The organism is Prauserella flavalba (genome assembly GCF_003202235.1).
GTDB lineage: Bacteria > Actinomycetota > Actinomycetes > Mycobacteriales > Pseudonocardiaceae > Prauserella_A > Prauserella_A flavalba.
The window spans coordinates 1,719,800-1,744,172 of sequence record NZ_MASU01000005.1 but is presented as its reverse complement, the minus strand read 5'-3'; the positions used below and the strand labels follow the sequence as shown (position 1 = coordinate 1,744,172).

The window sequence follows — 24,373 nt, the reverse complement described above, 5'->3', positions numbered from 1 at the left end:
CCAAAGGAGATGGCCCCATGTCCGACACCCGACGCCAGGCCCGGCGCGCCGGTATCGCCGCGCTCGTTGGCACCACCCTGGAGTGGTACGACTTCCTCATCTACGGCACCGCCGCCGCGCTCATCCTGAACGAGCTGTTCTTTCCCACCGTCAGCCCCGTCGCGGGCACGCTCGCCACGTTCGCCACCTACGCGGTCGGCTTCCTCGCCCGCCCGTTGGGCGGCATCGTGCTGGGCAGCCTCGGCGACCGTGTGGGCCGCAAGACCATGCTGGTGCTGACGATCGTGCTGATGGGCGTGGCCACCGCGCTGATCGGCGTCCTGCCCACGTACGACCAGATCGGCGCGTGGGCGCCGGTGCTGCTGATCGTGCTGCGACTGCTGCAGGGCTTCGGCGCCGGAGGCGAGTACGCGGGAGCGGTGGTGCTGTCCGTCGAGCACGGTGACCAGCGGCGGAGAGGTCTCGCCGGTGCGTGGGCACCGGCGGGGTTCGCGCTCGCGACCCTGCTGGCGACCGGCGTCTTCCAGCTCTTCCTGTTGCTGCCCGACGAGCAGTTCCGGCAGTGGGGCTGGCGGGTTCCGTTCCTGCTGGGGATCGTGATGCTCGCGGTCGGCTACTTCGTGCGGAGCGCGGTCGACGAGACCCCGGCGTTCGAGAACGCGCAACGGGCCGAGGCGGTCAAGGTGCCGTTGTTCGCGGCCGTGCGGCGGCACCCGAGGAGCTTCTTCGTCGTGATCGGTGCCCGCTTCGCCGAGAACGGGTTCGCCTACCTGTTCCCGGTGTTCGCCGTGTCGTTCCTGACCGGCACCCTGGGCCTCGACGAGTCGCTCGGGCTCACCGCGGTGATCATCGCCTCCGCGGTGCAGGTGGCCGGGGTGCCGTTGTTCGGCTGGCTGTCCGACCGGTGGGGACGCCGACCGGTGTACGCGGCGGGGGCGATCGCCTCCGCGCTGTGGACGGTGCCGTTCTTCCTCATGCTGGAGAGCCGCTCCCCGGTCGCGGTCGTCGCCGCGTTCGTCGTGGGGCTCGGCATCTGCTACCCGGCGATGCTGGCGCCGCAGGCGGCGTGGTTCGCGGAGCTGTTCGACACCAAGACCAGGCTCGCCGGGTTCGCGTTCGCCAGGGAGATCGGTTCGGTGCTGGCAGGCGGCTTCCTGCCGCTGGTCGCGACCGCGCTGCTCGCGTGGTCGGGGCACTGGTGGCCGGTCGCCGTGTATCTGGGCCTGCTCACGGCGTTCACCCTGATCGCGCTCGCGGCGGGACCGGAGACCCGGCGTCGTGACATCGAGTCGCCACCCGTGGCACCGAAGGTCACGACGCCGCAGCCCTGACCGGCGAACCCCTCATCTCCCTCGCCCCCCTTTGTGTCGTAGCCGTAACGGCGAGGCCCGGACTGCGACTTCCTGGCTATTGCTCGTCTTCTCGTGGCGAGCCAGTACTGATCACGGCATCTTCCGGCTATCGGCAGGAAAGTCGATCCGATGGAGGCAGATGTGCACGTCCTGCGATCCCGGCGCCAGCGCGCCGAAACCGTTGCCGCGCAATACGAAACGCTGACCGACGCACGACAGTACGCCGGGTCGCATCAGGGTTGGAGCCCTGGCGCACGATATCTCCACTCGCGGTTGCACGTCGTGGACGAAGTTCTGCGCACGTGTCCTGGCGGTGAGCTGCTGGACGCGGGCTGTGGTCCCGGCGTGTTGCTTCGCCGGCTGGTCGATACGCGGCCGGGTGACTTCGGGATCACCGGCTGCGACCAGTCGGCCGCCATGATCGAGGTTGCCCGGGAGAGACTCGCCGGCGCGGCGGATGTCCGCCTGACCGTGGCGGACATCGAGGATTTGCCGTTTCCGGAACGGTCTTTCGACGTCGTGGTCGCGATGGGGGTCCTCGAGTACACGGACGCGCTGCGCGCGCTGCGTGAGCTGGCGCGCGTGGTCCGTCACGGCGGCCTTGTCGTGGTCACGATGCTCAACCCGCGCAGCCCGTACCGGTTGTTCGAGTGGTCGGTCTACTGGCCGGCGGTCCGGCTGCTGGGCCACGCCGAGCGATGGGCCGGGGTGCCGCCGGAGCGCAGGCACGCGGCGAGCAGAACCGGAATCCGCGCTTTGTCCCGCCGACGACTGTGCCGGCTGTTCCGCGGGCTCGGGCTGCGCCCGGTCGACATCGCCTACTACGACGTGACACCCCTTTTGCCGCCGTTCGACCGGATCGTGCGGAAATGGGCGCGCCGGTGGCGAGCCCACCCGGAGACCACGGTGAGCCGCGGCGCCCGGCGGTGGCTGGGTACCGCCTATCTCGTCGCCGCCCGGTGAACGAGGCCCTCCTCGGCGTCGCGGGTGCGGCGGCCGTCGTCGGTGAGCAGGGACGAGCGCGCGAGCGTCGCCGTGGACACGGCGATGACGATGGCCGCGACCGCCGCGGCGGCGATCCAGGCCCCGCCACGGACCGTCTCGCCGAAGGCCACGACACCCCAGGCGAGTGCCGCCAGCGGGTTCGACAGCACGAGAGCGGGCTGGGAGGCCTCGAGCCTCCCCGCCCGCAGCATGCTCTGCAGCAACAGGAATCCGGCGGGCCCGGCGAGCATCATGGCGTAGGTCTGCCAGGCCGACACGAGCGCGCTGACGCCGCCGTCGCCGAGCGCGTCGGTCATGGCCGCCACCAGCGCCGCGGTGAAGGCGAACCACGTCCCCGCCGCCATCCCGAGGTACACCGCGCGATGAGCATGCCGGTCACGGTGGCCCAGTGTCACGAGCGCCCCGACCACCCCGACGGTGAGCACACATCCGGACAGCCAGGAGCCCGCCGAGGCCCGGCTCGGGTCGCCACCACCCGGTGCCAGCGCGCCGAGCAGCAGCGCGACACCGCCGGCCGTGCTCAGCACCGCCGCCCACTCCCGGGGGCGGAGCCTGCTGCCGAAGGCCAGCCCCGACAGCAGCAGGGCGAAGCCGAGCTCGCTGATGAGGAGGGGCTGGATCAGCACGATCGGACCGGAGGCGAGCGCCAGGGCCTGCAGCGCCAGCCCCGTGAGCATCGCCGCAACACCCAGCACCCAGGCCGGCCTCCGCACGAGGGTGCGCAGCACGGGCACCGACATCCGCATGCCGTGAGGCACGGTGCGGACGCCGAGCCGTTGCAGCACCGACCCCGCGGCGTTGGCCGCCGCGGCGAGCACCGAGAGAAGGACGACGAGCATCACCGGCCACAGCGTGCGCCCTCGCAGCCTCCGGCGGCAGGGACGAAAGTCCCGTGCACGGGGGCCGGGAGTCGCTCGTCCGCCCGTCCCGGCTGCAGGTCACCGGTAGTGAGGACTTCCGTCCCTGCTCGCCGGAGGTCGCGGGGTGGATCCTCGGGTCCAGAGGGCATGGCTCGTGTGGTGGGAGGCGCTATGACCGCTGTGATGGACAGGCTCGGCGTCTCGGAGAGCCTGCGGCTGCTGGGCTCCGTACCGGTCGGGCGCGTCGTGTACACCGAGCAGGCCCTGCCCGCGATCCGTCCGGTCAACTTCCGGGTCGTCGCGGGCCGCATCGTCCTGCGCGGCCCCGCCGGTTCGTGGACGCGGCGGCTGCACCGCGAGGTGGTGGCGTTCGAGGCCGACCGCATCGACGAGGGTGACAGGACCGGATGGAGCGTGGTGGTGCTCGGACGAGCCCGCCGCGTGACCGACGTCGACGAACTCGTGGCCCTGTTCGATCAGGAGCACCGGCCGTGGGCACCCGGCGTCCGCGACGTGGTCGTCGTGATCGACATCGAACAGATCACCGGTCGCAGGGTGAGCCTCGCGTGAACCGGTGCTGACGAAAAGTGTCGATCTTTGTCCGCTGCGCGAACGTGCAATTCCCAATTCCCATTCCGGTTGATATTTGTGACCACCGTCATTGCGTGAACTCCCCAGGCTGACCAGGATGTCTGCGACGGAGAAATCCCCCGCCTCAAACTCCGTGGACCCCGAAGGAGAAAACGTCTCTTGTTCAATTCGGCGCACCATTCCCGGGTGGCAGGCCATGCCGCTGAGTGAGCAGGAACAACGCGCACTGTCCGAACTCGAGCACGGACTGCGCGCCGACGATCCCCGGCTCGACAAGTGGCTGCGCCGGATGACCCCGCCGGAGGACTCCACATCGACGTTCCTCACCCTGGGCGTTCTGGCCGCGGCCGTCGTGGGGGTGGGGCTGCTCGTGGCCGGCTGGGTGTTGTTCGGTCTGCTCGTCCTGGCGCTCGGCGCGGTCGGCCCGATCCGGTGGGTGTCGAGGAGCTATTACGACCCGGCGTGCCACCACCTGGTTCCGGCCTCGGAACCGAACTGCCCCCGCTGCGCCGCCGCCTGAGCCGCTGATCGCGGCGCCTTCACGGCCGAGGTGACAAGGCGGCGACCTCGGCCACCGTGTCGAGGTCGTCCGCGCTGAACTCTCCCGACAGCGGCTCGGCTTTGGCGACCGTGAGGACGGTGCGGTTGAGCTGGGAGTCGTAGTTGTGCCCGGTGAACCGAACACCGGCCGCGCCGACGAGCTCGCCGCCCAGCGGGGAGATGTCTCCGGTGGCGTGCACATCGATGAGGCTCTGGAACCGCACCGCCTGCGTCCGGGTGCGGAAACCGACCCAGGCCACCGAGACCACCACCGCGTCGTCGCCGTCGCCCACCGTGAACAGCGCACGGTCCAAGGATGTGCAAGGGGTACGGGTGAGGAACTGCCTCACCTCGCCGAACGAATGGCGCACGCACTCGGCGTGCTTCCGGGTCGCCTTTCGCAGCGTGCGCATGCCCAGGCGGCCCCACGCTTCGTCGATCCGCCCGGCGCGTGCCGACTTCTTGCTGTCCGCCTTGCGCACCACCAGGTTCTTGCCCGCGGTGGAGCTCGCGCCGCTGCCCAGTGAGCCGGCGGTGCCGCCGGCCCCGCCCGTGGTGGCGCCGAAGGCGACCACTCCCGCCGTGGCGACCGCGGCCCAGCTCGTCTTGGACGCGAAGCGCCCCTTGCTGTCGCGCGGCTGATTCTTCCGTTTCGGTGAGATACGCCCGAAATGGACGGACTTCCCATTCTCTCGCCTCAGCGCGCCGTTCCCGGTCGTGAGAGCGAAGGTGATCGCTGTGCAGAGGACCGAGACGCGGTCGCCGACCTGACGACAGCGCCGACGCGACTTGTCTCCGCTCCAGCCTCTCCGCCTGGCGAATCGGATCGTCCGGCGGGAACCTCACACGAAAGATCAGCATCCATGAGCACGTCGCCCTTGCCGGATGCCGTGCCCGCCGGTCGGTGACTGAGGTTCGCCGCGCCGCGGGTGGCGATGACGCGGCGAGCCCGGCCGATCGCTCGGCCGGGCTCGCCGGTGCGGACGGGATCAGGCGAGGTCGAAGCGGTCGAGCTCCATGACCTTCGTCCAGGCCGCCACGAAGTCCGCCACGAACCGCTCGCGAGCGTCGGCGCTGGCGTAGACCTCAGCCAGCGCCCGCAGCTGCGAGTTGGAGCCGAAGATCAGGTCGACCGCGGTGGCGGTCCACTTCAGCTCGTCCGTCGACGCGTCGCGGATCTCGTACACGTTCTCCTCGGACTCCGACGCCTTCCACCGGGTGCCCGGCGCGAGCAGGTTGGCGAAGAAGTCGTTGGTAAGCACGCCGGGCTTGTCGGTGAGCACACCGTGGCGCGTGCCGCCGTGGTTCGCGCCGAGCGAGCGCAGGCCGCCGACGAGGACGGTCATCTCGGGAGCCGTCAGGTTGAGCAGGTAGGCGCGGTCGACGAGCAGCACCTCCGGCTGGAGCTTCTCCCCAGCCCGCAGGTAGTTGCGGAACCCGTCGGCGCGCGGCTCGAGCACCGTGAACGACTCGACGTCGGTCTGCTCCTGGCTGGCGTCGGTGCGACCGGGGTGGAATGGCACGGTCACCTCGACACCGGCGTCGCGCGCCGCCTTCTCGACCGCGGCCGAGCCCGCCAGCACGATCAGGTCGGCGAGCGAGATCTTCGCGCCGCCCGATTCGTTGAACTCGCGCCGGATGTCCTCGAGCTTCTCCAGCACCGGTGCCAGCTGCTCCGGCTGGTTGACCTCCCAGCTGCGCTGCGGCTCCAGGCGGATCCGGGCACCGTTGGCGCCACCGCGTTTGTCGGTGGAGCGGAAGCTCGCGGCCGAGGCCCACGCGGTGGTGACCAGCTGGGCGGTCGTGAGGCCGGACTCCAGGACCTTCGCCTTCAGGGCGGCGACGTCGGCGTCGCTCACGAGCTCGTGGTCGACGGCGGGCACCGGGTCCTGCCACAGCTGGGGCTCGGGGACCCACGGCCCGAGGAAGCGGCTGACCGGACCCATGTCGCGGTGCAGCAGCTTGTACCAGGCCTTGGCGAAGGCCAGCGCGAACTCGTCCGGGTTCTCCATGAACCGGCGGGAGATCGGCCCGTAGACCGGGTCGAAGCGCAGCGCCAGGTCCGTGGTGAGCATGGTCGGCTTGTGCTTCTTGTCCGGGTCGAACGGGTCCGGGATGATCTCCGGCGCGTCCTTGGCGACGTACTGCTTGCCGCCGCCGGGGCTGGTGGTGAGTTCCCATTCGTAGCCGAAGAGGATCTCGAAGAAGCGGTTGCTCCACTCGGTCGGCCGGTCGGTCCACGTCACTTCGAGGCCGCTGGTGATCGTGTCAGAGCCCTTGCCGCTGCCGTGGGTGCTCAGCCAGCCGAGGCCCTGCGCCTCCAGCGGGGCGGCCTCGGGCTCGGGGCCCACGTGGTCGTCGGCGTTGCCCGCGCCGTGGGTCTTGCCGAACGTGTGGCCACCGGCGATCAGCGCGACGGTCTCCTCGTCGTTCATCGCCATCCGCCTGAAGGTCTCGCGGATGAAATGGGCCGCGGCGTGGAAGTCCGCGCTGCCGCGGGGACCCTCGGGGTTGACGTAGATCAGGCCCATCTCGGTGGCGCCGAGCTCGGGCACCATCTCCGTGTCGCTGGCGTAGCGCTCGTCGCCCAGCCAGTCGTCCTCGGGACCCCAGTAGATCTCCTCGGGCTCCCAGGTGTCCTCGCGGCCGAAGCCGAAGCCGAAGGTCTTGAAGCCCATCGACTCCAGCGCGACGTTGCCCGCGAACACGAGCAGGTCGGCCCACGAGATCTTCTGGCCGTACTTCTGCTTGACCGGCCACAGCAGGCGGCGGGCCTTGTCGAGGTTGGCGTTGTCGGGCCAGCTGTTGAGCGGCGCGAAGCGCTGGGCGCCGTCCCCGGCGCCGCCGCGGCCGTCGTGGATGCGGTAGGTGCCCGCGGAGTGCCAGCTCATGCGGATCATCAGGCCGCCGTAGTGGCCGAAGTCGGCGGGCCACCAGTCCTGCGAGGTGGTGAGCACCTCGATGACGTCCCGCTTGAGGGCCTCGACGTCGAGCTTGGCGAACTCCTTGGCGTAGCTGAAGTCCTCCGGCAGCGGGTTGCCCTTCGACGAGTGCGCGTGCAACACCGAGAGGTCGAGCTGGTTGGGCCACCAGTCCTGGTTGGTGCGCGGACGGCCGCCGGTCTTCGCGGTCGGCGAGTCGATCGCGGGGTTCTCGCTCTCGCTGCCGTGCGCGGTCACGGAGTCGGGTGCGACCGGGCAGCCCGCCGCGGCCTTCTGGTCGACGCCCTGCGCGCTGGAGGGGGCGTTGTCGTGGGTGTCGCTCATCTGCTTCCTTCCGAGCTGACTGATCGTTCGGGTGTGGGTCCGGCCGCGCATTCGGGACAAATGCCCCAGAAGACGACCTCCGCCTGGTCGATCACGAAGCCGTGGTCGTCCGAGGCGGTGAGACAGGGCGCGTGGCCGACGGCGCAGTCGACATCCGCGATCGCGCCGCAGGAGCGGCACACGACGTGGTGGTGGTTGTCCCCGACCCGGGATTCGTAGCGGGCGTTCGTTCCGGCTGGCTGGATGCGCCGCACCAGGCCGGCGTCGGTGAGCGCCCGCAGCACGTCGTAGACCGCCTGGTGGGACACCGTGGGGTGCTCGGCCCTGACGAGCGCGATCACCGTCTCGGTGTCGACGTGCGGGTGGTCGCGCAGTGCGGCGAGCACCGCCAACCGGGGCCGTGTCACGCGCAATGACACCGCCCGCAACTGCGCTTCGAAGTCCGAAGACACACCACGACCATAAGGCGTTGTCTTGAACAGCTCAAGTTAGGGAGCGGCTCGCGGGTGTCCTCGTCCGGGCTTCCGCGGCGGGGTGGTGTTCGCGGTCGCCGCGGCATGGGCGGCGCCCCGGCCGTGGGCCCGGGCGACGATGGCGCCGTTCTGGACCCGCACCGCCGCCTCGGTCTCGTCGCCGGCTTCGGTCAGCCCGAGCGCGGAGACGATCGCCGCGTGGTCGTCGAGCACCAGGCGCAGAGGCGGCAACGCGTCCGCGGTGAACACGCGCCGCAGGCATCCGGCCAGGTCGCCGACCCTCAGCCGGATGAGCCTGCCGGTCTCCGCGGGGTCACCCGTGGTGACGGCCACCGTCACCTGCTCGCCGGGTCTGACCGCGCGGACGGCTTCCTCGGCGGCGGCGAGCCGGTTCGCCCCGAGCACCGCGATGACCCCGTCGGCGCCGAGGTCGGCGCCGTCCCCGCTGATCAGATCCGGGAGGCCGGAGGGGGGAGTCCAGGTGTCCTCGCACGGTGTCGCCGCGGCGACGAAGGGCAGGTGGGGCGGTGCCCACGTGTCGGTGAGCTCGATCCCGGCCAGGTGCGTGCACGCACGCGCCACGTCGAAGGGGTCACCCGACCCCGGTGCGATCTCGGCCAGGTGCCCCGAGCCGTCCAGCAGCGTCAGCGCCAGGGCGGCCAGCCGTACCCGGCGTGGTGACTCCGGTGCACACGATTCCAGCGCGGTGCCGAGCAGCAACGCCTCCAGCCGGGTGACCTGCGCCAAAGTCGTCCGCGCGCGCTCGTCGTCGAGGACGCCGACCAGCGAGCGCAGTTGCAGCCGCCCGCCCCCGGTCGTGTCGTCCACCAGTGGCAGCCGCTCGAGCCAGGTCCGGGCGAACAGCCCCAGCGCGTCGGCGGGCGACGCCGGCGGCGCCGAGGGCGCGGCGGTGGCGGTGTTCTCGACCAGGTCGATCAGCACCGCCAGGTACAGGGCGCGCTTGCTGGGGAAGTTCGAGTACACGGCCCCGCGGGTCAGCTCGGCGCGCTCGGCGATCCGGTCGATCTTCGCCAGTGCGTAGCCGTACTCGGTGAACTCCTCCTTCGCCGCCGCGAGCACGGACGCGCGTGTGCGCTCCTGCTGCTGTGCCCGGGTCAGCCGGACCATCGGCACTCCCTCCCTTGGCTCCGGACAGCAGAACACAGACAGAATCCGAATGATAAGACCATTCGAAATCCGTGCTCGGGTCACGTCGCCAGGATCTGACCCAGCGCGTCCTCGTCGCCGAGCCACGACGTGTGCGTGCACAGCGGCAGCAGGCGGACGGCGAGCTGGAACCGGAACGAGTTCTCCGGAGACGTCAGTTCCACCCCGGAGGTCTTGGCCGCCTGGCGAAGCCGGTAGTCGAGGGTGTTCGGATGGATGCCGAGCCGCGTGGCGGCGGCGCGGCGGTTCATGCCGAGGGTGAAGTACACGTACAGCGTGCGCACGAGATCGATCCGGCTCGTGCGGTCGCCGCCGAGGAACTCGCCCAGCACGGTCGCGACGAACGTGTCGACCGGTTCTCCCTGCCGGAAAAGGTCGAAGAATGCCGTTGCCTCGTAGGTGTGCACCAGGCGGTCGGGGAAAAGGATCTCACCGAGCGCGCGGGCGCGTTCGGCCTCGCGTGCCGCGGCGGGGAGGCCCTCGGCCGTGGGGCTGGGGCGGCCGAGTCCCGCGGTGACGTATCCGGCCTCCGCTCCCGACTGACGCAGCGCGCGTTCCAGCAGGGTCTCGATCCCGCTGGTCGCGGCCGTCGGCACCAGGATGACGGCCCCGCGGCGCAGCAGCGACGAGATGCTGCCCGGAACGTGGCGGCGGATCTCCTGGAGGACCTCGAGCAGGACGTCGTCGAGCGTGTGGCTGGCGCGGCTGGTCGGTCCAATGACGACGGTCGCGTGCGGCTGCCGCGGATCCAGGCCGAGGGAACGCACCGCCGCGTCACGTTCCTCGGCGGTGGAGAAATCGTCCTCCATGATGCGGGACAGCAGCAGCCGGGTGGCCTCGAGCCGGGAGTCCAGCAGGCGGTCACGCTCGGCGAGATAGGCCCGCTCCGCCTCGCTGCTCACCCAGTCGATGTAGCGAAGGGTGTAGTCGGTGAGCGTCCGGTGATCGAGGTCGGGCCTGCTCTCACTGAGCTTCTCCCACATCGCCCTCGCGCCGATGCGGTACGCGCGCAACATGGACCCGAGCGCGATCCCCTGGTGCACTCTCCTGCGGGCGGCCTCGGCGAGCGTGGCGAGTTCCTCGCCGGTCGGGCGCCGCTGGTGCACGACGGCCTGGAGGTAGATACGCGCGTTGTGCACGTTCGTCTGCACGACGTCGGCGAGCACGGCGGGATCGAGGTTGGCGTAGTCGGGGTTGGCGGCGCAGATCGTGTCGGTGACGTACCGGCCGACCCGGCCGAAGTCCTCCGGCTGCGGTTGCGACGTCGTCACAACTACGACCCTCCGAATCGTGCGATGTCTCCGATGACACCGTCTGCGACGGGCGGAAACATACGTTACACGGATCCCGCCTGGTCACGGCTGTGACAGGGAGAACGGGAGCCGGCATGGTCACTCACCGAACAGGGGAGAAGGCAATGTCGCTCGACCATCGGGACAGCATCGAGGTGCCTGCCTCCGGCCGCAACATCGAACCCGGACTGGTGCGTGCCGTCGCGGGCACCTTCGCCACGGGGATCACGATCATCACCTGCTCCACAGGCGACAACGCGCATGGATGCGCCGCCAACGCGGTGCTCAGTGTGAGCCTCGACCCCGCTCTGATGCTGATCTCGCTCGGCCACGGCTCACGCACCCGCGCCGCCATCGCGCGGGCCGGCTCGTTCGCGATCAACATCCTCCCGGACAGCGAGGAAGGCGCTGAACTGTGCTCGTTGTTCGCGAGCCGCGTGCAGGACAAGTTCGCGCGGGCCCGGCATCGTCGTGGCGTCCTCGGCGCACCGATCCTGCGGAACGCGCTGGGCTGGTTCGAGTGCGCTGTCGACACCGTTCAGGAAGCGGGGGATCACACCCTGTTCGTCGGCAGGGTCGTCGACGCGGGGCACGACGACGGTGAGCCGCTGCTCTTCTTCCGGGGCCGCCACCGGCGGCTCGCCGCCTGACCCAACCGCCACGCGATCCGAAACAAGGAGGTCTCGGATGTCACGCAACGGTGCGAACGAGTTGTCGGACGCTCGAATGGCGCGACGTGGTTTGCTCGCCTCGACGGCGGGCAGCGCGATCGAGTGGTACGACTTCTACGTCTACGGGCTGTCCGCCGCCCTGATCTTCAACCAGCTCTTCTTCCCCAACAGCAGCCCGTACTCCGGGACACTGCTCGCGCTGTCGACGTTCTTCGCGGGATTCGTGGCGCGTCCGCTCGGTGCCATGATCTTCGGGCATTTCGGTGACCGCATCGGCCGCCGCAGGGTCCTGATCATGACGACGTTGCTGATGGGCTTCGGCACCGTCTTCGTCGGGCTGGCGCCGACGTACTCCACGGCGGGAATGTGGGGAGCGGGGGCGCTGGTGGTTCTCCGTGTCCTGCAAGGGATCGGCGTCGGTGGCGACTGGGGTGGCTCGGTGCTCATGGCCACCGAGTGGAGCTCCGCCAAGGGCAGGCGCGGCTTCATGGGCAGCCTGCCGCAGTTCGGTAGTCCGCTCGGGCTGATCACGGCAACGGCCGTGACCGAGGGTGCCAGCCGCCTGATGTCGCCCGCCGCCTATGAGTCCTTCGGCTGGCGGATCCCGTTCCTGTTCAGCCTGGTGCTCACCGGGATCGCGTTGTACCTGCGGCTGCGGGTGGCGGAGACGTCCTCGTTCCTCGAGGCGAAGCAGGCGGGGACCGTGCGGCAGGCGCCGGTCGCCTACCTGTTGCGCCACCACTGGCGCATGGTCCTGAAGACCACGTTGATGCGCGCGGGCCAGCACGCGTCGTTCTACCTCTTCACGACCTTCGTGCTCAGCTATGGCGTCACCTCACTCGGGCACGAGCGCTCGACGATGCTGCTCGCCGTGATGCTCGCCGCCGCCGTCTCGCTGGCCAGCACGCTGTTCTGGGGAGCGTTGTCGGACCGCATCGGCCGCAAGCGGATGCTGCAGATCGGCATCGTGGTGATGTTCGTCTTCGCGCTGCCGTACTTCGGGCTGCTGAACTCGGGTGTCACCTCCCTGATGGTCGTCGGGATCGTGTTGTCGCTGGTGGTCCACGACATGCAGTACGGCCCGCAGAGCTCCTTCATCGCCGAGAGCTTCCCCGCGGAGGTTCGCTACAGCGGTGCCTCCCTGGGCTACCAGCTCTCGTCCATCACCTCCGGTGGGCCGGCCGCACTGATCGCCACGGCGCTGATGGCTCACTACAACTCGACGGTGCCGATCGCGCTCTACCTGATGGGCATGTGCGCCATCGCCTTCGTGTCCCTGCTCTTCATGCCCACTGTGGACGGACGCGACGCCGAGCCGGCGCAGGCGGGAACGCCCGCACGGCACGTGCCTTCCTGACCAGTTCACAAGAAAGGACGGACGACATGTCGACGAATCCCGTACAGGCGGCCGATCTCGCGCCGAGCTCGCCGCTGGCGGCCGCGCTGGAGAACGACCTGATACTCGGCCTGTTCCTGCCGCTGCAGGAGGGCGCGTGGAGCCCCTCGTCTGCGCCCCGCGGAACGAGCTGGACCTACGACTACAACGCCACCTGCGCGCTCGAGGCGGAGAAGTACGGCTTCGACCTCGCCTTCGGGCTCGGCCAGTGGCTCGGCAAGGGCGGCTACGGCGGCGAGACGCGCTTCCGCGAGCACGAGCTCGACCCGCTGATCAGCTCGGCGGCCCTCGCGGCACAGACGACGCGGCTGCTGCTGATCAGCACCGTGCACGTGCTGTACGGCTGGCACCCCGTGCATCTCGCCAAGTACGGCGCGTGCATCGACCACATCTCCGGTGGCCGCTGGGGGCTCAACGTCGTGACGGGCTACAAGCCCAGCGAGTACCGGATGTTCGGGCTGGATCCGATCGAGCACGACCTGCGCTACGACATGGCCGCCGAGTTCACCGAGATGTTGCGGACGTTGTGGGCGAGCGAGGACAACGTGACGGCGCGCGGCAAGTACTGGTCGATGCAGGACGCGCACATCCTGCCCAAGCCGGTCCACGGGCGGCCCGTGCTGGTGAACGCCGCGTCCTCGCCCGCGGGGTTGGAGTACGCCGCGCAGTACTCCGATCTGATCTTCATCACCAGCCCCGGCGGCGCGGACCCGCACAAGGCCGTCGAAACGCTGCCAGCGCACAACAAGAAGATCAAGGACCTGGCTCGCGCCCGGGGCCGTGAGGTGCGGACCGTGATCAACCCCCACGTCATCTGCAGGGAGACCGAGAAGGAGGCGTGGGCTGCCTATCAGGCGATCCTCGACAACGAGGACACGGTCGCGGCGGAAAACTTCGTCGCGGGCTTCACCGGCGGTGACAACAAGTCCTGGCGCGGGCACAGCCGTGAGCAGTGGGTGGTCGGTGGCAACGTGCACCTGGTCGGCACGCCCGAGCAGATCGTCGAGTGGTTCGGCAAGCTGCACGAGGCCGGCTGCGACGGCATGCAGGTGAACTTCTTCGACTACCTGCCCGACCTGCGGCGCTTCGGGGAGCAGGTGATGCCGTTGCTGGTCGAAGCGGGCCTGCGGAAGGCGGCCGGCCGATGACCGGCTCGCACGGCGCACCGCTCGCGGGGCTGCGCGTGCTCGAGTTCGGTCAGATCGCGGCAGGCCCGTTCGCCGGATCACTGCTCGCCGATCTGGGGGCCGACGTCGTCAAGGTGGAGCGGGCCGGTGCCGGAGACGGCATGCGGCAGTGGCCGCCGCTGATGGGCGAACCGGACGCCCCGGCGCGGTACAGCGGGAACTTCGCGTCGGTGAACCGGAACAAGCGCAGCATCGCCGTCGACCTGAAGTCCACTGAGGACAAGACCAGGGTCCTCGAGCTCACCCGCGCCGCCGACGTCGTCGTGGAGAACTTCCGCGCGGGAACACTGGATCGCCTCGGCCTCGGCTACGACGCGGTGGCCGAGGGCAACCCGAGGATCGTCTACTGCTCGATCTCCGGCTACGGCCATACCGGCCCGTACGCACAGCGCGGCGCCTTCGACGTCACCGTGCAGGCCGTGTCCGGGCTGATGAGCGTCACCGGCGACGAGCACGGAGAGCCCGTCAAATGCGGCGTACCGGTGGGCGACTTCGTCGCCGGGCTCTACGCCGCGTACACGATCACGGCCGCCGTGCACCGGGCCCGGCGCACCGGGCGCGGGGCGCGGATCGACTGCTCGATGCTGGGCACCCTGCTGGGCATCGCCGCCCTGCAGACCAGTGAGTACTTCGGCACCGGCCGCGACCCGCGGCGGCTCGGCTCGGCGCATCCGCGCAACGCCCCCTACCGGGCCTTCCGGGCGGCGGACAAGAGCTTCGTCGTCGCCGCGGGCAACGACGACCTGTGGCGCCGCTTCTGCGCGGTGGTGGACCTGCCCCGGCTCGCGGACGATCCCCGGTTCCGCACGCAGGAGCTGCGCGCCCGCAACCAGGACGAGCTCACCGAACTGCTCGCCCCGCCGTTCCTGGAGCGGGACGCGGCGGCCTGGCTGGCCGCGTTCGAGGAAGCCGGGGTGCCGTGCGCCCCGATCAACACGTTCTCCGAGATCCTCGGCGACCCACAGGTCGAGGCGATGGGGCTGGTCAAGCCGCTCGACCTGCCCAACGGGGTCACGACCAGCACGGTCACGTTCCCGGTCCCGATCACCGGGCACGTCGCGCCGCTGCGTCCCCCTCCGCTGCTCGGGGAACACAACGACGAGGTCGCGAAGGAGTGGCTCGATGAGCACGGCGAGCACTGAGGCACCGGGCACCGGCGAGGTGCGCGTCGAACGGTCCGGCGACCTCGTCACGGTCACGATCGACCGGCCACGGCGAGCGAACGCCCTCGACGCGGCCTCCGTGGAACGTCTCCTCACGGCGGTCGACACCGCGGGTGGCGACGGCACCGGGCCCTCGTGCTCCAGGGAGCGGGCCGGCACTTCTGCGCGGGTTTCGACATGGCCGGTGTCCTCGACAGCAGTGACGGCGATCTGCTGTGGCGCTTCGTGCGCATCGAACAGCTCCTCCAGCGGCTCCGCCGAGCGCCTTTCGTCACCGTGGCCTGCGTCGGTGGCAAGGCCATCGGCGCAGGCGCCGACATCGTCGCCTCGTGCGCTTATCGGCTGCTGGACCCGCAGACGACGCTGCGGTTCCCCGGCTTCCGGTTCGGCGTGGCGCTCGGCACCCGGCACCTCGCCGCGCTCGTGGGCACCCGCGCCGCCCGCGACCTGCTGCTGCACTCGTCCGAGGTCGACGCCGCGACAGCGGTCCGGCTGGGCCTCGGCTCCGCCGTGGTCGCCCGCGAGCAGCAGCAGGAGGAGGCGGAGCGGATACTGGCGGCGACCGGCACCGTCGACGTGACCTCGGTCGCAGCGATTCTGAGCCGGACGGCGGCGGTCTCCGACGCCGACGACGCGGCGGACCTGGCGGCCCTGGTCACGTCGCTGACCCGGCCGGGACTGCATGATCGCCTCGCCCGTTACCTGGGCGGTACCGGTGATTGACCTCGCGCCGCAGGCAGGTGCCGCCGTCCTCGCGCTCGGCCGGTCGGAGCCGGTCGTGCTGATCGACCCGGAAGCGGACCTGGCGGCACTGGTGCTCGCCGCCGGGACGGCCGAGTCCTCGACGGTGGCCCTGCTGGTGCGTCACACCTCGGGTTTCCTGTGCGCGGCGATGCCTCCGCAGGTGCCCGACCGGCTCAGGATTCCCGTCAGTCCCGCTCGCGACCTGCGCCCTTGGGACGTCGAGTTCGGGATCTCCGTGGACGCCGTGGGGACCGGAACGGGAATTTCGGCCGCGGCCAGGGCGGAGACCTTCCGGCGGCTGGCCGATCCGGCCGCGGCACCCGGCGACTTCACCCGCCCCGGTCACGTGATCACCGTCCGGGTCCTGACCGCCGACGTGCCGCCCGTGACCCTGCCGGCCGCTGCCGTCGCGCTCGTCCGTGCGGCCGGGGGCGAGCCGGTCGCCGCCTACGGGCATCTGGTCGGTGAACGCGACCCCACCGGCCTGGCGGGCGCGCGCGAGGCCGGGGAGTTCGCGAGGCGCGAGGGGCTGACCGCCGTATCGGCGGCAGAGCTCGTCGGGCGAGGTCCTTCCCTGGCCGCCGCTGTTCGTCCATAAGGGACGACACGGTGCGCCGGAAAGCACCTAGGAGCGCGCTGAACAACCGCTGCCCTACTGCGCGACGCCCAGACGGCGCCTCGCTGCGTTGTCGGAAAGCCCGAGTACGACCCGGTACGAGGGCTTCCCTCCGCCTTGCGAGGCCGCCGCCTGGATCGCCGCTCGCTACGGGCGGGGTCGTTCAGCACGCTCCTAGACTCACCCGGACCGGCAGGGAAGGGAGTGAGCGAGGGTGAACGACATCCTGCGCACCATCGAGCGGGTCGGGCAGCGGCTTGACGCGGTGGGAGCGCGGCTGGTCGAGCGCTACCAGGCCGAGATCGTCGACTACCGCGCGCTCGACGAGCACACGGTGCGTGGCGACGTGCTGCCCACCGCTCAGCGCAACGTCGAGGAACTGCTCACCGCGTTGCGCGAGGATTCCCCACCGACCGATTCGTCGCTGGACGCGCTGCGGCGCAGCGCGTTGCGGCGGGTTCACCAGGGCATTCCGCTTCAGGCCCTGCTGCACGCCTACCGGCTGTGGGGACAGGTGGTGTGGCAGGAGATCCTCGCCGTCACCGACCCGCGAGCGCCGAGAGAGCGAGAGGCCGCGCTCGCGGTCGCGGGCCGGGTGATGGCCTACGTCGACCAGGTGTCGGTCGTGGTCGCACAGTCCTATCTGGACGAAGTGACCGGCATGCTCGGCGACCGCGAGGCCATGCGCAGGGACCTGCTGGAGGCGCTCGTCTCCGGCAGGCCGATCAGTGAGCGCATGCGTCACCGGGTGGGGGCTTCGGCGCTCGACCCCGAGGGAGAGCACGCCGTCGTGCTCGCGAGGTCGCTCGAACCGATGGGCGACGACCGCTCTGCCCTGCGCGCGGCCGTGGGCGAGGCCAGGGAGCGGTTGCGTCCCACGGCCTCGACGATCCTCGTGGGCATCCGGGAGGACGAGGTGGTGACCATCTATCCGGTGGCCGGCCGCGGCGACTACGCGGCGCTCGTCGAACAGGCCGGGCAGTGGGCGGCGGGGCTCGACGGCTTCGCCGTCGGCGTCGGCCGTGCGCACCACGGCACCGAGGGCATCGCGGCCAGCTACGCCGAGGCTGAGGAGGCCGTGCGGCTGGGCGCGGCCACCGGCGGCGGAAAGGCGAGCACGTTCTCCGAGGTGCTGCTCGACCACCTGCTCTCGAGCAGCCCGCACCTGACCACGCTGCACCACGAGACGATCGCCCCGCTGCACGCCTACGACCGGGCCAGGGACGCGCAGCTGGTGAGGACGCTGCGGGTCTACTTCGAGCACGGGTTCAACCTCGCGCGCAGCGCTGCCCGGCTCAAGGTGCGGCCCAACACGGTCGTGTACCGGCTGCGCCGCATCCACGAGCTGACCGGGCACGACCCGAGCGACCCCGACCAGCTGCTCCTGCTGCTGCTCGGGATGAAGAGCGACCGCTGGACCGGCTGATTTGCGTTTCCTACAACAGCCGTGGGTGCAAGTTCGCGGATTAGCGCGCTGACACTCCTCGGGGCGCCGACCTAGCGTCACCTCCGTTGAACCCCAGGTCGAAGACGTCCTTCGGAGGTGTACGTGGCCGCGATGCCCGTGTGGGTGCCCGACGAGAAGACGGTGGCGCGGAGCCGTCTGGGCGAGTTCCTCGCCGTGACCGGATGCGCGGACCCGCGGAGCCTGGACCGCCGGGCCCGGGAGGACCCCGCGTGGTTCTGGGGCGAGGCGGCCCGCTGGCTCGGCGTGGAGTGGCAGCGCGAGCCGGACGCCGTCGTCGCCGGACTGGAGGAGCCTCACGGCGCGCGCTGGTTTCCCGGCGGGGAGCTGAACATCGCCGACAACGCGGTCGACCGCTGGGTGCGCCGTGGCCGGGGTGCCGAGCCCGCGCTGCGCTGGGAGACCGAGGACGGCGAGCGCGGGTGCCTGACCTTCGCCGGGCTGGCCGACGAGGTGGACCGCGTGGCCGCCGGCCTGCTGGACCACGGCGTGGGCTTCGGGGACCGCGTGGGCATCCAGCTGCCCATGGTGCGAGAGGCCGTCGTCGCCTCGCTCGCGTGCGCCAAGATCGGCGCCGTCGCCGTGCTGCTGTTCTCCGGCTTCGGTGAGGCGGCCGTGGCGCAGCGTCTCGGCGACGCCGGGGCGGTCGCGCTCGTCTGTGCCGACGGATTCCCCCGCAGGGGCAAGACAGTGCCGCTGCGCGAGGTGATCGCGAAGGTCGCCGAGAGCACCCCGAGCCTGCGCACGTGCGTCGTCGTCTCCCTGGCCGGAACCGAGGTGCCCGGACCGCGGCTGCCCGGCGAGGTGCCCTGGGACGCGCTGGGCGCGGGACGTACCGGGACCGTCGAGGCCGCCCGCTGCCCGAGCAACCATCCGCTGATGATCGCGTACACGTCGGGCACGACGGGCGCGCCGAAGGGCATCACGCTGGGCCACGCCGGGTTCGCGGTGAAGGCGGGCACCGACGCCGCGTGGTGTTTCGATGTCGGCGAGGGCGACGTCAGCGCGTGGATCACCGACCCGGGCTGGATCATGAGCCCCATCACCGTGTTCGGCGGGCTGGTCGCGGGCAGCGCGGTCGCGGTCTACGGCGGTGGCGTCGACTACCCGGACCACGGCCGCGTGTGGCGGTTCGCCGAGGGCGCGGGAGTGACCATGCTGGGAGTGTCGCCGACCCTCGTGCGCACGCTCGCCCGCGGCGGCGAGGACGCGGTGCCGGACGAACCCGCGACCATCCGCGTGTTCGCCTCCAGCGGCGAGCCGTGGACGCCCGACGCGTTCTCCTGGCTGTTCGACCGCGTCGGCCGGGGCCGCGTCCCGATCATCAACTACTCGGGCGGCACCGAGGTGTCCGGCGCGATCCTGTCCAACACGACGCTGCAGCCGATCGTGTCGTGCGGGTTCGCGGGCCCGGTGCCGGGGATGGCGGCCGAGGTGGCCGGGCCCGCCGGTGAGCCGGTCACCGGCTCCGTGGGCGAGCTCGTGCTGCGCCGTCCCTCACCCGGCATGCCCCTGGGTTTCTGGGGGCAGCCCGGCCGCTACGAGCGGACCTACTGGTCGCATTGGCCGGGCACGTGGCTGCACGGGGACTTCGCCGAGGTCGACGCCGACGGCGTCTGGTTCATCCGCGGCCGCAGTGACGACACCATGAACGTCGCGGGCAAGCGGCTCGGGCCCGCCGAGATCGAGCAGATCGCCGGTGAGCATCCAGGGGTGAGCGAGTCCGCCGCGTTCGGCACGCCCGACCCCGTGAAGGGGGAGCGCGTGGTGGTGCTCGTCGTGCCCGCCGGTCAGGTGGCGCGGGACGGGCTGGCCGACGAGGTGAGCGCACTCGTGCGCGAACGGCTCGGCGCCGCCCTGCGCCCGCACGCCGTGCACACCGTGCCGAGCCTGCCGCGCACCCGCAGCGGCAAGATCCTGCGGCGGGTGATCCGCGCCGTCTATCTCGGGGAGCATCCGGGCGATCTGTCCTCACTGGACAACCCGGAGTCGATCGACGTGGTGAAGGAGGTCCGATGAGCCTGCGTGGCGCCGCCGCGGTGGTCGGTGCGGCGGAGACCCCGCCCCGCCGCACCACGCCCGGAATGACCACTTTGGACATGATCGCGAGCACCGCCGCGCTGGCCGTCGCCGACGCCGGGATGGAGCCCGCCGAGATCGACGGCCTGCTCGTCGGCCCGCAGGTGGGAGAGACGCCACAGCACGTGCCCGCCACCGTCGCCGAGTACCTCGGGCTCGCGCCGACGTATGCGGACCTGGTCGACCTCGGTGGCGCCACCGGCGCCGGCATGGTGTGGCGGGCGGCGGCCGCCATCGCCGCCGGCATGTGCGACACCGCGTTGTGCGTGCTCGGCAACGTGCGCACCGACGTCGTACCGCGCTCGTCCAACCGCAACCCGATTCGCGAGTTCGATGTGCCCTACGGCGGCAGCGGTGCCAACCAGGCGTACGCGATGGTCGCCACCCGGCATTGCGCCGAGTTCGGCACGACGCCCGAACAGCTGGCGCTGGTACCGGTGTTCGAGCGGGACAACGCCCGGCTGAACCCGGACGCGGTGTTCCACGGCAAGCCCATCACCGTCGACGACGTGCTCGCGTCACCACTGGTGGTGTCACCGCTGCGGCTGCTGGAGGTCGTCATGCCGTGCGGCGGCGGGGCCGCGGTGGTCGTCACCTCGCCCGCCCGCGCGCGGCGCGCCCCGCACCGGCCGGTGTGGCTGCGCGGCGCGGGGGAGAAGGTGACGCACCGGGCGTTGAGCCAGGCGCCCGAGCTCACCACCTCGCCGCTGGCCGCGGCGATCGGGGACGCGTACGCGATGGCCTCGGCGGGGCCAGACGACCTGGACCTGCTCTCGCTGTACGACTGCTACTCGATCATGCTCGCCGTCACGCTGGAGGACGCGGGGCTGTGCAAGAAGGGCGAGGTCGGCCCGTGGCTGGCCGACCAGGACTTCTCCCACACGGGCAACCTGCCCTGCAACCCGCACGGCGGCCAGCTCGCCTGCGGGCAGGCCGACCTGGCGGGCGGCATGGCGCACGTCGTCGAGGCCGTGCGGCAGCTGCGCGGCACCGCGGGGGAGCGCCAGGTGCGCGACCCGGGGCTGGCGCTGGTGACCGGCAACGGCGCCACCATGAGCGAGGAGGTCGCCCTGGTGCTGGAGGCCGCCGCATGACGATCGCCAAACCCGGCCCCACCCCGGTTCCGCTCACCGAGCCGTTCTGGGCGGCCGCGCGCCGGGGCGAGCTGCTGCTCCAGCGCTGCCGCTCGTGCGGCCACCACCAGCACTACCCCCGGATGCTGTGCACCCGGTGCTGGTGCCGCGAACTGGACTGGGTGCCCTCGGCCGGAAAGGGTCGCGTGTGGACGTTCACGGTCGTGCACCGGCCCGGCCATCCCGCATGGAGCGACGACGTGCCCTACGCGCTGGCCATCGTGGAGCTCGACGAGGGGCCCCGGCTGCTGACCAACGTCGTCGGCCTCGACCCCGCCGACGTCACCGTCGGACTTCCGGTCGTGGCGCGGTTCACCGAGCACGGCGACAGCACGATCGTCCAGTTCGGACCCGAGTACTCCTGACGATTTCCCGTCTTCACAACGAGGTGATGACCATGAGCTCAACCGTCACGACCGCGACCACCACGCGGGGAACGTCCGCCCGCAGGGTCGCGGTGGCCAGTTTCATCGGCACCGCGATCGAGTGGTACGACTTCTACCTGTACGGTACCGCCGCCGCACTCGTGTTCAACAAGCTGTTCTTCCCGTCGTTCTCGCCACTGGCCGGAACGCTGCTGGCGCTGTCCACCTACACCGCGGGGTTCGTCGCCCGGCCGCTCGGCGGCATCGTGATGGGCCACTTCGGGGACCGGATCGGCCGCAAGTCCATGCTTGTGCTGTCGCTGCTGATGATGGGCATCGCCACCGCCCTGATCGGCGTGCTGCCCACGTACGCCGTCGCCGGGATCTGGGCGCCGGTGCTGCTGGTGCTGTTGCGGATCGTGCAGGGCTTCGGCGTCGGCGGCGAGTGGGGCGGCGCCGTGCTGATGGCCGTCGAACACGCCCCGAAGCGCTCCCGTGGCTTCTTCGGCGCATGGCCGCAGGTCGGCGTGCCCGCAGGGCTACTGCTGGCCAACGGTGTGTTCATGGCGCTGACCAACGCGCTCGGGGAGGACGCCTTCCTGCAGTGGGGGTGGCGGATCCCGTTCCTGCTCTCGGCGGTGCTGGTGCTCGTCGGGCTGTTCATCCGGTTGCAGGTCGAGGAGTCACCCGCCTTCACCGAGGTCGCCGACTCCGGCGAGGTCGACCGCAGGCCGCTGGTGACCTTGCTGCGCACGCAGTGGCGGGCCGTGCTGCTCGCGGCCGGGGTCAAACTGTCCCAGAACTCGATCTTCTACATCTTCACCGTGTTCGTGCTGACCTACGCCACGACCGTGCTGGGGCTGAGCCAGTCCGTCGCGCTCACGGGTGTCCTGATCAGCTCCGGGCTGAGCCTGGTCAGCCTGCTGTTCTTCGGCTGGCTGTCCGACCGGTACGGCAGGAAACGGGTCTATCTCACGGGCGCGGTGGTGTCGGTCCTGTTCTCGTTCCCGTTCTTCTGGATGCTCGACACCCGCTCGGCGGTGGTCATCTGGCTCGCGATGGTGATCGGCATGATCGGCCACGACATGATGTACGGTCCGCAGGCGGCGTACTTCAGCGAACTGTTCGACGCCAGGGTGCGCTACAGCGGCGCCTCGCTGGGCTACCAGCTGTCCTCGTTGATCGCGGGTGGGTTCTCTCCCGTCATCGCGGTGGCCCTGCTCGGCGTCGCGGGCAACCACCACTGGCCCATCGCCGCCTACATGATCGTGGTCGGGGTGATCAGCATCGTGGCACTGGCACTCGGCCCGGAGACCCATCGCGGCGACCGCCGCGAGCCACGGGAGAAGAGCAGGAGCGCCGATGACACGTGACCACCGGTACGTGCAGCTCGGCCTGATCGCCGCGATGCAGGTGTTCGGTCTCGCGGTGTGGTTCTCCGCGTCGGCCGTGGTGCCGACGTTGCGCGAGGTGTGGCACATCAGCGACGCGCAGGCGGTGTGGCTGACCGCGTCGGTGCAGGTCGGGTTCGTCGCGGGCGCGATCACGTCGGCGGCGCTGAACCTACCGGACCGCTTCCCTCCGCAGCGGGTGGCGGCGTGCTCGGCGCTCGGCGCGGCGCTCGTGACCGCGGCGGTGCCGGTGTTCGCGGACGGTTTCGGGGTCGCCGTGGTGCTGCGCCTGTGCACGGGATTCTTCCTGGCCGGGGTGTACCCGGTGGGCATGAAGCTGATGGCGTCGTGGTTCGGTTCGACGGGCCGGGGGCTGGCGCTGGGTGTGCTGGTCGGGGCGCTCACGCTCGGTTCCGCGCTGCCGCAGCTGCTCAAGGGCCTGGGCACGCTGCCGTGGCAGGGCGTGCTGGGCGCCGCGGCCGCGCTGGGCGCCGTCGCGGCCCTGCTCGCGGTGACCCTCGTCCGTCCGGGACCGTACCTGTCCGGGGGTGCGGCCCGGCACCGCCCGAGGTACGCGCTGGAGATGTTCCGCGAGCGCGGGCCGCTGCTGGCGAACCTGGGCTATTTCGGGCATATGTGGGAGCTGTACGCGCTCTGGACATGGCTGCCCTCGTTCGTGGCGGCCGGCACGGTGGCCGCCGACACGACCACGGGGCTCGTGGCGTTCGCCGCGATCGGGGTCGCCGGGTTCGCGGGCTGCCTGCTCGGCGGCTGGGCCGCCGACCGGTACGGCCGCGCCCGGGCGGCCGGCGCGGCGCTGGTGGTCAGCGGAGTGTGCTGCGTGCTCTCGCCGCTGTTCTACGGGTCGGCGTTGCCGGTGCTGCTCGTGCTGCTGGTGGTGTGGGGCGCGGCGGTGATCGCCGATTCCGGGGTGTTCTCCACCGCGCTCAGCGAGGTCGCCGACTCCCGCTATGTCGGGACCGCGCTGACCGCGCAGACGGCGATCGGTTTCCTGCTGACCGTGGTCACCATCAATCTCGTTCCCGTGCTGGCCGACCTCACCGGCTGGCGCTACGCCTTCCTCGTGCTCGCGCCAGGTCCCATCCTGGGGGCACTCGCCATGCGGGCACTCGGCGGCCGGGAGGCGCCCGCCTCCCGGCCCGACCAACCGATTGGAGAGACGACATGACCTCGTGCTGGCCCCACGGAGCGCCGTCGGCCGGACAGACCGCGGAGCTGAGCAGGCTCGTCACGGCCAGGGACATCGAGCTGTTCACCGAGATCAGCGGCGACCGCAACCCGCTGCACTACGACGCCGAGGCCGCCGCGGCGTCGCGGTTCGGCGAGATCGTCGTCCAGGGCGGGATCACCAGTGCCATCCTCAACGCGGTGGTCGCCGAGAAGCTGCCCGGCCCCGGAACGGTGTTCCTCAACACCCAGTTCGACTTCTCGGCGCCCGTGCGGCCCGGTGACACGATCACCGGCCGCGTCGAGGTGACCGAGGCCCGCGAGGACAAGCCCATCACCAAGCTGAAGGTGAGCGTCACCCGCGACGACGGCACGGTCGCCCTGTCCGGCACCGCGGTCTGCTACACGATGGCGCTGGGGCAGTGACCG

The 24,373-nt window shown here is 71.0% G+C and carries 22 protein-coding genes and 1 pseudogene; 17 read left to right on the top strand and 6 right to left on the bottom strand.

Annotated features, from left to right (window positions below; translation table 11 throughout):
* The first annotated feature begins 17 nt into the window (after positions 1 to 17).
* Together BA062_RS15645 and BA062_RS15640 are read left to right on the top strand one after the other, a co-directional pair.
* Positions 18 to 1,331, top strand: a complete 1,314-nt coding sequence (locus BA062_RS15645) for an MFS transporter (RefSeq protein ID WP_110336908.1) — start codon at positions 18 to 20, stop codon at positions 1,329 to 1,331.
* A gap of 303 nt (positions 1,332 to 1,634) precedes the next feature.
* Positions 1,635 to 2,315 carry a class I SAM-dependent methyltransferase gene (locus BA062_RS15640; protein ID WP_245959832.1) on the top strand — a complete coding sequence of 227 codons (681 nt, stop codon included), beginning with the start codon at positions 1,635 to 1,637 and terminating at the stop codon, positions 2,313 to 2,315.
* Here the strand turns inward: BA062_RS15640 and BA062_RS15635 are convergent.
* A complete protein-coding gene (locus BA062_RS15635) occupies positions 2,294 to 3,196 on the bottom strand; it encodes a DMT family transporter (protein ID WP_110336904.1) in 903 nt (300 codons plus the stop codon). The two genes, BA062_RS15640 and BA062_RS15635, sit on opposite strands and share 22 nt — an antisense overlap.
* Before the next feature lie 192 nt (positions 3,197 to 3,388).
* Here BA062_RS15635 and BA062_RS15630 point away from each other — a divergent pair, with 192 nt between their 5' ends.
* Complete coding sequence (locus BA062_RS15630) at positions 3,389 to 3,787, top strand: pyridoxamine 5'-phosphate oxidase family protein (RefSeq protein ID WP_110336902.1); 399 nt, start codon at positions 3,389 to 3,391, stop codon at positions 3,785 to 3,787.
* 217 nt (positions 3,788 to 4,004) lie between these two features.
* A complete protein-coding gene (locus BA062_RS15625) occupies positions 4,005 to 4,328 on the top strand; it encodes a DUF3040 domain-containing protein (RefSeq protein WP_110336900.1) in 324 nt (107 codons plus the stop codon).
* Positions 4,329 to 4,347: 19 nt separating this feature from the next.
* Here BA062_RS15625 and BA062_RS15620 read toward each other — a convergent pair whose 3' ends face one another.
* The 5 genes from BA062_RS15620 to BA062_RS15600 form a co-directional block, all read right to left on the bottom strand.
* The gene (locus tag BA062_RS15620; RefSeq protein ID WP_110336898.1) at positions 4,348 to 4,923 is read right to left on the bottom strand and encodes a hypothetical protein; all 576 of its coding nucleotides are present in this window, start codon (positions 4,921 to 4,923) and stop codon (positions 4,348 to 4,350) included.
* A 414-nt stretch (positions 4,924 to 5,337) separates the two neighbouring features.
* Positions 5,338 to 7,614, bottom strand: a complete 2,277-nt coding sequence (gene katG / locus BA062_RS15615) for a catalase/peroxidase HPI (RefSeq protein ID WP_110336896.1) — start codon at positions 7,612 to 7,614, stop codon at positions 5,338 to 5,340.
* Positions 7,611 to 8,066, bottom strand: coding sequence for a Fur family transcriptional regulator (locus tag BA062_RS15610; protein WP_110336894.1), 456 nt, complete (start codon positions 8,064 to 8,066; stop codon positions 7,611 to 7,613). The genes katG and BA062_RS15610 overlap by 4 nt, the downstream gene beginning before the upstream one ends.
* Before the next feature lie 36 nt (positions 8,067 to 8,102).
* Positions 8,103 to 9,215 (bottom strand): TetR/AcrR family transcriptional regulator, encoded by a 1,113-nt coding sequence (locus tag BA062_RS15605; RefSeq protein WP_110336892.1) that lies wholly within the window; start codon positions 9,213 to 9,215, stop codon positions 8,103 to 8,105.
* A gap of 80 nt (positions 9,216 to 9,295) precedes the next feature.
* Positions 9,296 to 10,525 carry a PucR family transcriptional regulator gene (locus tag BA062_RS15600; protein WP_110336890.1) on the bottom strand — a complete coding sequence of 410 codons (1,230 nt, stop codon included), beginning with the start codon at positions 10,523 to 10,525 and terminating at the stop codon, positions 9,296 to 9,298.
* 146 nt (positions 10,526 to 10,671) lie between these two features.
* On the opposite strand from BA062_RS15600, the gene BA062_RS15595 reads away from it, so the two are divergent.
* The 13 genes and pseudogenes from BA062_RS15595 (at position 10,672) to BA062_RS15535 (ending at position 24,370) form a co-directional block, all read left to right on the top strand.
* Complete coding sequence (locus BA062_RS15595; protein ID WP_168213982.1) at positions 10,672 to 11,196, top strand: flavin reductase family protein; 525 nt, start codon at positions 10,672 to 10,674, stop codon at positions 11,194 to 11,196.
* 37 nt (positions 11,197 to 11,233) lie between these two features.
* Complete coding sequence (locus BA062_RS15590) at positions 11,234 to 12,574, top strand: MFS transporter (RefSeq protein WP_245959831.1); 1,341 nt, start codon at positions 11,234 to 11,236, stop codon at positions 12,572 to 12,574.
* 26 nt (positions 12,575 to 12,600) lie between these two features.
* Positions 12,601 to 13,761 (top strand): LLM class flavin-dependent oxidoreductase, encoded by a 1,161-nt coding sequence (locus BA062_RS15585; protein WP_110336886.1) that lies wholly within the window; start codon positions 12,601 to 12,603, stop codon positions 13,759 to 13,761.
* Positions 13,758 to 14,942, top strand: coding sequence for a CaiB/BaiF CoA transferase family protein (locus BA062_RS15580; RefSeq protein WP_110336884.1), 1,185 nt, complete (start codon positions 13,758 to 13,760; stop codon positions 14,940 to 14,942). The genes BA062_RS15585 and BA062_RS15580 overlap by 4 nt, the downstream gene beginning before the upstream one ends.
* A gap of 153 nt (positions 14,943 to 15,095) precedes the next feature.
* A pseudogene (locus BA062_RS15575) lies at positions 15,096 to 15,686 on the top strand (enoyl-CoA hydratase/isomerase family protein); the annotation flags it as partial.
* Positions 15,679 to 16,305, top strand: coding sequence for a 3,4-dihydroxy-2-butanone-4-phosphate synthase (locus BA062_RS15570; RefSeq protein WP_168213981.1), 627 nt, complete (start codon positions 15,679 to 15,681; stop codon positions 16,303 to 16,305). The pseudogene BA062_RS15575 and the gene BA062_RS15570, both read left to right, overlap by 8 nt.
* Positions 16,306 to 16,537: 232 nt before the next feature.
* Positions 16,538 to 17,749, top strand: a complete 1,212-nt coding sequence (locus BA062_RS15565; RefSeq protein WP_110336880.1) for a PucR family transcriptional regulator — start codon at positions 16,538 to 16,540, stop codon at positions 17,747 to 17,749.
* Positions 17,750 to 17,881: 132 nt separating this feature from the next.
* On the top strand, positions 17,882 to 19,807 hold the full coding sequence (locus BA062_RS15560) for an AMP-binding protein (RefSeq protein ID WP_110337413.1): 1,926 nt from the start codon (positions 17,882 to 17,884) through the stop codon (positions 19,805 to 19,807).
* Entirely contained in the window at positions 19,804 to 20,961 is a 1,158-nt protein-coding gene (locus BA062_RS15555) for a thiolase family protein (protein ID WP_110336878.1), read from the top strand. Before BA062_RS15560 ends, BA062_RS15555 begins: the two co-directional genes overlap by 4 nt.
* Positions 20,958 to 21,365: a Zn-ribbon domain-containing OB-fold protein gene (locus tag BA062_RS15550; protein WP_110336876.1), complete on the top strand. Its 408-nt coding sequence runs from the start codon at positions 20,958 to 20,960 to the stop codon at positions 21,363 to 21,365. Before BA062_RS15555 ends, BA062_RS15550 begins: the two co-directional genes overlap by 4 nt.
* A 32-nt stretch (positions 21,366 to 21,397) precedes the next feature.
* Positions 21,398 to 22,738: an MFS transporter gene (locus BA062_RS15545; RefSeq protein WP_110337411.1), complete on the top strand. Its 1,341-nt coding sequence runs from the start codon at positions 21,398 to 21,400 to the stop codon at positions 22,736 to 22,738.
* A complete protein-coding gene (locus BA062_RS15540) occupies positions 22,728 to 23,945 on the top strand; it encodes an MFS transporter (RefSeq protein ID WP_110336874.1) in 1,218 nt (405 codons plus the stop codon). Before BA062_RS15545 ends, BA062_RS15540 begins: the two co-directional genes overlap by 11 nt.
* Positions 23,942 to 24,370, top strand: coding sequence for a MaoC family dehydratase (locus BA062_RS15535; RefSeq protein ID WP_110336872.1), 429 nt, complete (start codon positions 23,942 to 23,944; stop codon positions 24,368 to 24,370). The genes BA062_RS15540 and BA062_RS15535 overlap by 4 nt, the downstream gene beginning before the upstream one ends.
* Positions 24,371 to 24,373: the final 3 nt, after the last annotated feature.